Origin of the sequence: Nonomuraea lactucae, from assembly GCF_003313395.1 — a bacterium.
GTDB classification, from domain to species: Bacteria; Actinomycetota; Actinomycetes; order Streptosporangiales; family Streptosporangiaceae; genus Nonomuraea; species Nonomuraea lactucae.
Window position 1 is genome coordinate 1 of sequence record NZ_QNFZ01000934.1, and the last position, 8,848, is coordinate 8,848.

Genomic DNA, 8,848 nt, shown 5'->3' on the forward strand with positions numbered 1-8,848 from the left:
ACCCCAGCGCCGCCGAGGTCGCCGGCGCGCTGCTCGGCGGCAGTGCCATGGCCGCCGCCGGCACCCTGCGCCAGTGGCGCGCCGACATCCGGAAGGGCCGCGTCAGGCCGCTGGCCGTGTCGTGCGCCCGGCGGATCGACGGGCTCGACGCGCCCAGCCTGCTCGAATCCGGCGTGCGCATCGACTTCGCCGACTGGTGCGCGGCGGTCGGGCCCCAGGGCATGGCCGACGAACTGCGCGCCTCGGCCATCGAGATGTGCGAGCGGGTCTCCGCCTCCGCCCCGTGGCGGGACGCCTGCCGCAGCGGAGGATGGAACTCCATCCCGCTCAGCGGCGGCGACTTCGAGCTGTGGCTCACCACCGAGACCGCCCGCACCCGCTCGGTGCTCCGCGAGCTGGGGCTGGTCGACACGCCCGGCACAACATGATGGGTTGAGTTGCGGCTGCGGGCACTAGATGTAGGATCCTGCTCGTCGCTGGTTCGCCCCTCGGGGCGGAGCAAAAGGGAACCCGGTGAGATTCCGGGGCTGCCCCGCAGCGGTGAGCGGGAACGACCGCCGTCAAGAGCACTGGAGAGATCCGGGAAGCGACGGCCAGTAGGACTTCCGAGGTGCGCCCGCGAGCCCGAAGACCTGCCAGTGGCGCCGGAGACCCGGCTGACCTCGCCGTCAGCCCCGGGCACGTCCGGCTGACCTGTCAGGGCCTCGAGGGAGGGCCCGGGGGCCGTCGCGGCCGGGGTGCGCCCCGCGCCGCCGTGCTCTCGCGCGCCCTCCCGGGGGAGAAGCTCGCGAGGAGAGCACGTGACGCAGATCGTTGAGGTTGACCGCGGGCCGGCCACGGCCGACCGGAGGCTGGCCACGGCCGACCGGAGGCTGGCCATCGAGGAGGCCGCCGCCCGGGTGATCGCCGACCCGGCCAACTCCCGGGTCGCGGCCCGGCTGCTGGCCGAGGAGATCGCCGACGAGGCCGCGGCGCACGGCGTGCGGTCCTTCTCGGAGTCCGTCGCGGCCACCCACGCGGCCGGGCTGGTCCAGGACTCGCTCGCGGCGTTCGTCGCGGCCCACGCGGCCGAGCTCGACGCGCTCGTCTCCGACGAGGCCGACGCCCGGTTCGAGTACTTCGGGCTGCGTACCGTCTACGACCGCTACCTGCTGCGCCACCCCGAGACGCGGGCGGTGCTGGAGCGGCCCCAGCACTTCTTCCTGCGCGTCGCCTGCGGGCTGTCGTCGTCGGTGGCCGATGCGGCCGAGCTGTACGGGCTGATGTCCACACTGTCCTACCTGCCGAGCTCGCCCACGCTGTTCAACTCGGGCGCGCGCCGGCCGCAGCTGTCGTCGTGCTTCCTGCTCGACTCGCCGCGCGACGAACTGGAGGCGATCTACGACAGGTACGGGCAGGTCGCGCGGCTGTCCAAGTACGCCGGCGGCATCGGCATCTCGTGGACCCGGGTGCGCTCGCGCGGCTCGCTCATCCGCGGCACCAACGGGCACTCCAACGGCATCGTCCCCTGGCTGCGCACCCTCGACTCCTCGGTCGCCGCGGTCAACCAGGGCGGCAGGCGCAAGGGCGCGGCCTGCGTCTACCTGGAGACCTGGCACGCCGACATCGAGGAGTTCCTGGAACTGCGCGACAACACGGGCGAGGACGCCCGCCGTACGCACAACCTGAACCTCGCCAACTGGGTGCCGGACGAGTTCATGCGGCGGGTCGAGGCCGACGAGCCCTGGTCGCTGTTCGACCCCAAGGACGTTCCGGACCTCACCGACCTCCACGGCGCGGAGTTCGAGCGCGCCTACCGCGCCTACGAGGCCGAGGGGCGGTTCACCCGCCGCATCCCCGCCAGGGCCCTGTACGGCCGGATGATGCGCACGCTCGCGCAGACCGGCAACGGCTGGATGACGTTCAAGGACGCCGCGAATCGCACCTCCAACCAGACCGCCCGCTCCGAGAACGTCATCCACCTGTCCAACCTGTGCACCGAGATCCTGGAGGTCACCAGCGACGCCGAGACCGCGGTGTGCAACCTCGGATCGGTCAACCTGGCCGCGCACCTGCTCGACGGCACGCTCGACTGGGCGCGGCTGCGGGCCACCGTGCGGACCGCCGTGCGCTTCCTCGACCGGACCATCGACCTGGGCTTCTACCCGACGCCCGAGGCCGGGGCGGCCAACCGGCGGTGGCGGCCGATCGGGCTCGGCGTGATGGGACTGGCCGACGTGTTCTTCGCGCTGCGCCTGCCGTTCGACTCGCCCGAGGCGCTGGAGCTGTCCACCCGCGTCGCCGAGGAGATCGCGCTGTCCGCCTACGACACCTCCGCCGACCTGGCCGTCGAGCGCGGCAGGCATCCCTCGTACGGCGACACCCGCGCCGCCGGGGGAGTGCTGCACCCCGACCACTACGCGGGGGCGGCCGCCTCACCGCGCTGGGACGCGCTGCGCCAGAAGATCGCCACCACCGGGCTGCGGAACTCGCTGATGATCGCCATCGCGCCGACCGCCACCATCGCCTCCATCGCGGGCTGCTACGAGTGCATCGAGCCGCAGGTCTCCAACGTGTTCAAGCGCGAGACCCTGTCCGGGGAGTTCCTCCAGGTCAACCGGTACCTGGTGGCCGACCTGCGGGCGCGCGGCCTGTGGACGCGGCGGATGCGTGACGACATCAAGCGGGCCGACGGCTCGATCCACGACATCCGCGACATCCCGGACGACCTGAAGGTGCTCTACCGCACGGCGTGGGAGCTGCCGCAGAAGGCGCTGATCGACCTCGCCGCCGCCCGCCAGCCGTACGTCGACCAGTCGCAGTCGCTCAACCTGTTCATGGCCGCCCCGACCATCGGCAAGCTCTCGTCGATGTACGCCTACGCCTGGAAGCGGGGCCTGAAGACCACCTACTACCTGCGCTCCCGCCCGGCCACCAGGATCGCCCAGACGACCGTCCCGGCCGCCGCCGAGCCACCCGCCGCGTGCTCGGTCGAGAACCCCGAGATCTGCGAAGCCTGCCAGTAACACCCGGAAGAGTACGGAGACACACCGAGAATGCTGCTCGACCCTGGAATGGACCTGACGCTGCGGCCCATGCGCTACCCCGGCTTCTACGAGCGCTACCGGGCGGCCATCCGCAACACCTGGACCGTGGAAGAGGTGGACCTGCACTCCGACCTCGCCGACCTGGCCCGCATGTCGCCCCAGGAGCGCCACCTGATCAACCGGCTCGTCGCGTTCTTCGCCACCGGAGACTCCATCGTGGCCAACAACCTGGTGCTCAACCTCTACCAGCACGTCAACGCCCCCGAGGCGCGCCTGTACCTCAGCAGGCAGCTCTTCGAGGAGGCCGTGCACGTGCAGTTCTACCTGACGCTGCTCGACACCTACCTCCCCGACCACGACGAGCGGGTCAAGGCGTTCGCCGCGATCGAGCACATCCCGTCGATCCGCGACAAGGCGGAGTTCTGCTTCCGGTGGATCGACTCCGTCAACGGGCTGCGGCGGCTGGAGAGCGCCGGCGAGCGCAGGCGGTTCCTGCTGAACCTCATCTGCTTCGCCGCCTGCATCGAGGGTCTGTTCTTCTACGGCGCCTTCGCCTACGTCTACTGGTTCCGCTCGCGCGGCCTGCTCGGCGGCCTCGCCACGGGGACGAACTGGGTGTTCCGCGACGAGTCCATGCACATGGAGTTCGCGTTCAGCGTGGTGGACACCGTGCGGGCCGAGGAGCCGGAGCTGTTCGACGACGAGCTGGGCGAGCAGGTCACCGCGATGCTGGAGGAGGCCGTGGCCGCCGAGCTCGCCTTCGCCCGCGACCTGTGCGGCGACGGCATGCCCGGCATGCACGCCGAGCAGATGCGCGAGTACCTTGAGTACGTCGCCGACCAGCGCCTGGCGAGGCTGGGCCTGCCGACGAGATACGGCACGGCCAACCCGTTCGCGTTCATGGAGTTGCAGGACGTGCAGGAACTGGCCAACTTCTTCGAACGGCGGGTCTCCGCTTACCAGGTGGCGGTCGAGGGCAATGTGAGTTTCGACGAGATCTTCTAGGACATAGGGGGGCATAACCAGTGCAGTCGGCAGCCGACTGGCCCGTCCTCGCCATCTCCGTGGTGGGCGCGATCATCACGGTGGAGGTCTTCCGACGCCTGCTGTCCAGGGCCGGCCGCAAGTGGGCGCTCGCCAGGCACCTGGTCGAGCACTGCACCTGGTCCGGGTTCGCGGTGGCGGCCGTGGTGGCGTTCAACCTGGCGTTCGGGCCGGGGATGTTCGGCGACAGCCCGAGCGAGCTGGCCCTCGGCCAGACCGTCGAGCGGGCGCTCGGGGTGGTCACCATCGGCGCGGTCACCTGGCTCATCGTCCAGGTCACCTACGCGCTGACGGACGTGGTGCTCGACCAGCTGGTGATGGTCGAGGGCGAGCGCAACCGCAGGGCCCGGCGGATCATGACGCAGATCGCGCTGGTCCGCCGGATAGCCGCCGCGGCCATCATCGTGGTGGCGCTCGGCGCGATGCTCTTCTCCTTCCCGCAGGTGCGGGCGCTCGGGGCCGGACTGCTCGCCTCCGCCGGCATCGCGGGCGCCATCGTCGGCATCGCCGCCCAGCCGACGATCGGCAACGCGCTGGCCGGCCTCCAGCTCGCCTTCAGCGACGCGCTCCGGCTGGACGACGTGGTGGTCGTGGACAACGAGTGGGGCCGGATCGAGGAGCTCACGCTCACGTACGTGGTGGTCCGGCTCTGGGACGAGCGGCGGCTGGTCCTGCCCGTCTCCTACTTCACGCAGAACCCGTTCGAGAACTGGACCAGGCACGGCAGCCGGGTCGTCGCCGTGGTCTTCCTGCGCGTCGACTGGTCGGTGCCGGTCGACAAGCTGCGCGACGAGCTCTACGCCTTCATCCAGGGCAACCCGCTCTGGGACCAGAAGGACTGGACGCTCCAGGTCACCGACGTGCTGCCGAACGGGCTGGTGGAGCTGCGGGCCCTGATGAGCGCCGCCGACTCGGCCTCCGCCTGGGACCTCAAGTGCGACGTGCGCGAGCACCTGGTCACGTTCATCAGGACGAACTTCCCCGACTCGCTGCCGCGCTTCCGCGTCGAGACCCCGGAGACCCGTTCCGGGGTCCCCTGGACGGCCGAACTCGGCACCCATCCCGCCCCCACCCCCGGCACCGGCCAGACCTGACCCCTGGTGCGCGAGCGTTAATCGGTGGCGTCCGCGGCGATCACCGGGCTACCGTGGACGGCGTCCGGCACGAAGAAGGAAGGCCCGTCAGTGAGCACCCTCAGGTCCCCCGAAGCGCGCCACGCGCTGCTCGTCGGCGGTCAGGCTCCCGGCTAGTCCCGAGAAGGACAGACGCCAGGAGCCGCCCGGGACGTGCCCGAGGCGGCTCTTTCTTCGCTGCTCGATCAGAAGTACGGCCCTGGACGGGGACCAGGGCCGCGGGCGACGGTCTGACCGGTGGGAATGGCGCCCCCCGGCCGGACGCAGCCCTCGCCCCGGGCGTGGCCCACGCCAGCCCGGCCCGGGGCTCAGCACTCCGTCAGCGTTCGACGATCTCGTTCTTGCCGATGACCACCACGCCGCCCCGGGTCAGCGCGAACCGGGTGCGGTCCTGGTCGAGATCGAAGCCGATGCGCGCCCCGTCGGGGATCACCACGTTCTTGTCGATGATCGCCTTGCGCACGATCGCGCCCCTGCCGATCTTGACGTTGTCCATCAGCACCGAGTCCTCCACCAGCGAGTGCGAGTGGAGCACGACCCTCGGCGACAGGATCGACCGCAGGGCCGTGCCACCGGAGACGATGACGCCGGGGGAGACCAGCGAGTCGATCGCCCGGCCCACCCGGTCGCCGTCGTTGTGCACGAACTTGGCCGGAGGCAGCGGGTCGTGGCCGGTGTAGATGGGCCACTTGTCGTTGTAGAGGTTGAAGACCGGGTGCGCCGAGATGAGGTCCATGTGGGCCTCGTAGTAGGCGTCCAGGGTCCCCACGTCGCGCCAGTAGCCGCGGTCGCGCTCGGTGGAGCCCGGCACCACGTTGTTGGCGAAGTCGTAGACGTCGGCCCCGCCCGACTTGACCATCATCGGGATGATGTTGCCGCCGAGGTCGTGCTTGCTCGTGGGGTCGAGGGCGTCCTCGCGCAGGGCGTCGATCATCGCCTGCGTCTTGAACACGTAGTTGCCCATCGAGGCGTAGATCTCGTCGGGCGAGTCGGCCAGGCCCACGGCGTCCTTGGGCTTCTCGCGGAACGCCACGATCCGGCGTCCCTGCGGGTCGGTCTCGATCACGCCGAACTGGTCGGCCAGCGACAGCGGCTGCCTGATCGCGGCCACCGTCACGTCGGCGCCCGACTCCTCGTGCTGCTCGACCATCTGCCGGGGGTCCATCCGGTAGATGTGGTCGGCGCCGAACACGATGACGTGCTCGGGCATCTCGTCGTAGATCAGGTTCAGGTTCTGGAACAGCGCGTCGGCGGACCCCGAGAACCACCGCGGGCCCAGCCGCTGCTGCGCGGGGACGGGCGTCACGTAGTTGCCGAGCATGGCCGACAGCCGCCAGGTGCGCGACACGTGGCGGTCGAGGCTGTGGTTCTTGTACTGGGTGAGCACGACGATCTGCAGGTAGCCGCCGTTGGCGAGGTTGGACAGCACGAAATCGATGAGCCGATACATCCCGCCGAACGGCACGGCGGGTTTCGCCCTGTCCGCCGTCAGAGGCATGAGCCTCTTGCCCTCGCCACCTGCCAGCACGACCGCAAGAACCTTCCGGGACCTCATGTCCAGACGCTACCCCCATTTGGCCGATCTATCGACGAAACCTCGTATGACACTCTTCCCCAGTTTTCCGTTTTTTCTGTTTCCTCCGCTGCCCTGACGGGGCCAGGGGGGCTGCCGGACGGGCACCGCGGGCGGGTTTTCCCAAGCGGCGGTGAAGACCCGGCTTGTCGAGGTGTCCCTGATGGGCGAGTTGCTCGTAAGGTCGTGTCATGCGTGTCGATCTGCTCAGCCGGGAGTATCCGCCCGAGGTGTACGGCGGTGCCGGGGTTCACATGGAGTACCTGGCGAGCCGCCTGCGGCGGCTGGCCGACGTCCGGGTGCGCTGCTTCGGGGCCGACCGGGACGAGCCGGGCGTGTCGGCCTACCGGGTGCCCGGCGGGCTGGAGTCGGCCAACGCGGCCCTCCAGGTGCTCGGGGTGGATCTGGAGATGGCCGCCGCGTGCGAGGGCGCCGACGTCGTCCACTCGCACACCTGGTACGCCAATTTCGCCGGGCATGTCGCCAAGATGCTGTACGGCATCCCGCACGTGATCACCACGCACAGCCTCGAACCGCTGCGCCCCTGGAAGGCGGAGCAACTGGGCGGCGGCTACACGATCTCCTCCTGGGCCGAGCGGACCGCGCTGGCCGCCGCCGACGCGGTCGTCGCGGTGTCGGAGGGCATGCGGCGCGACGTGCTGGCCGCCTACCCCGAGATCTCGCCCGAGCGGGTGAACGTCATCCACAACGGGATCGACACCGCCGAGTACGCCCCCGACCGGGCCGACGACGTCCTGAAGAAGCACGGCGTCGACCCGGACCGGCCTTACGTCGTCTTCGTCGGGCGCATCACCCGGCAGAAGGGCCTGGTCCACCTCCTGCACGCGGCGCGCTCGTTCGAGCGGGACGCCCAGCTGGTGCTCTGCGCGGGCGCGCCCGACACGCCGGAGATCGCCGCGGAGGTGACCGGCCTGGTGCAAGAGCTCGAACGCGAGCGCGAGGGCGTCGTCTGGATCTCCGAGATGCTGCCCAAGCCCGAGGTGATCCAGTTGCTGACGCACGCCACGGTGTTCGTCTGCCCGTCGGTGTACGAGCCGATGGGCATCGTCAACCTGGAGGCGATGGCCTGCGAGACGGCCGTGGTCGCCACGGCCACGGGCGGCATCCCCGAGGTGGTGGCCGACGGGGAGACCGGGCTGCTGGTGGCGATCGACCAGGGTGCCGACGGCACGCCGCGCGACCCGGAGCGCTTCGCCGCCGACCTGGCCGAGCGGGTCAACGCCCTGCTTGGCGATCCCGCCCGCGCCCGCGCGATGGGCGAGGCGGGCCGGGCGCGAGCCGTCGACCACTTCTCCTGGGAGCGCATCGCCGGCCGCACGCTGGACCTCTACGCCTCGGTCATCCGCTCCCCCGCCTGACGCGCGCGCCGGGCCGGTGGCGGCGGGTGCTCAGCGGACGGGTTCGAGGACGACGACCGGGATCTCGCGGTCCGTCTTCGTCTGGTAGTTGTCGTAGTCGGGCCACACCCTGGTCATCAGGCCCCACAGCTCCGGCTTCTCCTCGTCGATCGCCGTGTGGGCGCGCGCCGTGAACTTGTCACCCCTGACCTGCACGTCCACCTCCGGGTTGGCCTGGAGGTTCTTGTACCAGTCGGGGTGGTCGGGAGCGCCGCCCTTGGAGGCGACGACGACGTAGGAGTCGCCGTGCCGCTGGTAGATGACCGGAGTCGTGTGCGGCCGGCCGGTCTTGCGGCCTTTCGTGGTGAGGAGCAGGACCGTCGTGTTGTTCCAGTCGTGCCCTTCCTCGCCGTCGGTCTGCTGATAGCGCTGTACGTGTTCCTTGCCGAAGAGCATGAGTGCCGAATACCCCGGATGGGCGGAAGGTCACCGCCGGCCCGGGGCGTCTGTACGAGAAGTTTGACTCAGAGGTAGGAGCGGGTGACGCTGACCAGCTCGGGGATGGCGTCGCGGGTGTCGACCGGGAGCGCGGTGTCGGGGGTGCGCTCGCGCACGTCGCGGTCGCGGATCGCGAACACGGCCGGGGCCGCCCCCACGTCGCCGTAACGGCCGCCGACGGCCGCCGAGACCGCCCGCCGCACGTCGGCCACCACG

General features: G+C 70.5%; 7 protein-coding genes, 1 pseudogene and 1 riboswitch. Of the genes and pseudogenes, 5 read left to right on the forward strand and 3 right to left on the reverse strand.

Annotation, left to right across the window (positions count from 1 at the left end; all coding sequences use genetic code 11):
- The 4 genes from DQW85_RS32455 to DQW85_RS32470 all read left to right on the forward strand — a co-directional run.
- Window positions 1-428: type 2 periplasmic-binding domain-containing protein (locus tag DQW85_RS32455; RefSeq protein WP_240197566.1), on the forward strand; the 428-nt coding region annotated here is incomplete at its 5' end.
- A 32-nt stretch (window positions 429-460) separates the two neighbouring features.
- Window positions 461-654, forward strand: a riboswitch (cobalamin riboswitch).
- Between the two features lie 146 nt (window positions 655-800).
- Window positions 801-3,005, forward strand: a complete 2,205-nt coding sequence (locus tag DQW85_RS32460; RefSeq protein ID WP_240197567.1) for a ribonucleoside-diphosphate reductase subunit alpha — start codon at window positions 801-803, stop codon at window positions 3,003-3,005.
- 30 nt (window positions 3,006-3,035) lie between these two features.
- A complete protein-coding gene (locus tag DQW85_RS32465; RefSeq protein WP_113703602.1) occupies window positions 3,036-4,031 on the forward strand; it encodes a ribonucleotide-diphosphate reductase subunit beta in 996 nt (331 codons plus the stop codon).
- A gap of 20 nt (window positions 4,032-4,051) precedes the next feature.
- Window positions 4,052-5,164, forward strand: coding sequence for a mechanosensitive ion channel family protein (locus tag DQW85_RS32470; RefSeq protein ID WP_113703603.1), 1,113 nt, complete (start codon window positions 4,052-4,054; stop codon window positions 5,162-5,164).
- 358 nt (window positions 5,165-5,522) lie between these two features.
- On the opposite strand, the gene glgC is transcribed toward DQW85_RS32470, so the two are convergent.
- Entirely contained in the window at window positions 5,523-6,758 is a 1,236-nt protein-coding gene (gene glgC / locus DQW85_RS32475; RefSeq protein ID WP_113703604.1) for a glucose-1-phosphate adenylyltransferase, read from the reverse strand.
- Window positions 6,759-6,967: 209 nt separating this feature from the next.
- Here glgC and glgA point away from each other — a divergent pair, with 209 nt between their 5' ends.
- A complete protein-coding gene (glgA, locus tag DQW85_RS32480; RefSeq protein ID WP_113703605.1) occupies window positions 6,968-8,155 on the forward strand; it encodes a glycogen synthase in 1,188 nt (395 codons plus the stop codon).
- A 30-nt stretch (window positions 8,156-8,185) separates the two neighbouring features.
- On the opposite strand, the gene DQW85_RS32485 is transcribed toward glgA, so the two are convergent.
- Together DQW85_RS32485 and DQW85_RS32490 are read right to left on the reverse strand one after the other, a co-directional pair.
- The gene (locus tag DQW85_RS32485; RefSeq protein ID WP_113703606.1) at window positions 8,186-8,590 is read right to left on the reverse strand and encodes a nitroreductase family deazaflavin-dependent oxidoreductase; all 405 of its coding nucleotides are present in this window, start codon (window positions 8,588-8,590) and stop codon (window positions 8,186-8,188) included.
- 68 nt (window positions 8,591-8,658) lie between these two features.
- Window positions 8,659-8,848 (reverse strand): annotated as a pseudogene (locus DQW85_RS32490) (hypothetical protein); the annotation flags it as partial.

Bases quoted from the DNA above. Each gene is read 5' to 3' on its own strand.
- DQW85_RS32465 (WP_113703602.1), top strand. From the start codon at position 3,036: ATGCTGCTCGACCCTGGAATGGACCTGACGCTGCGGCCCATGCGCTAC.
- glgC (WP_113703604.1), bottom strand. From the start codon at position 6,758: ATGAGGTCCCGGAAGGTTCTTGCGGTCGTGCTGGCAGGTGGCGAGGGC.
- glgA (WP_113703605.1), top strand. From the start codon at position 6,968: ATGCGTGTCGATCTGCTCAGCCGGGAGTATCCGCCCGAGGTGTACGGC.
- DQW85_RS32485 (WP_113703606.1), bottom strand. From the start codon at position 8,590: ATGCTCTTCGGCAAGGAACACGTACAGCGCTATCAGCAGACCGACGGC.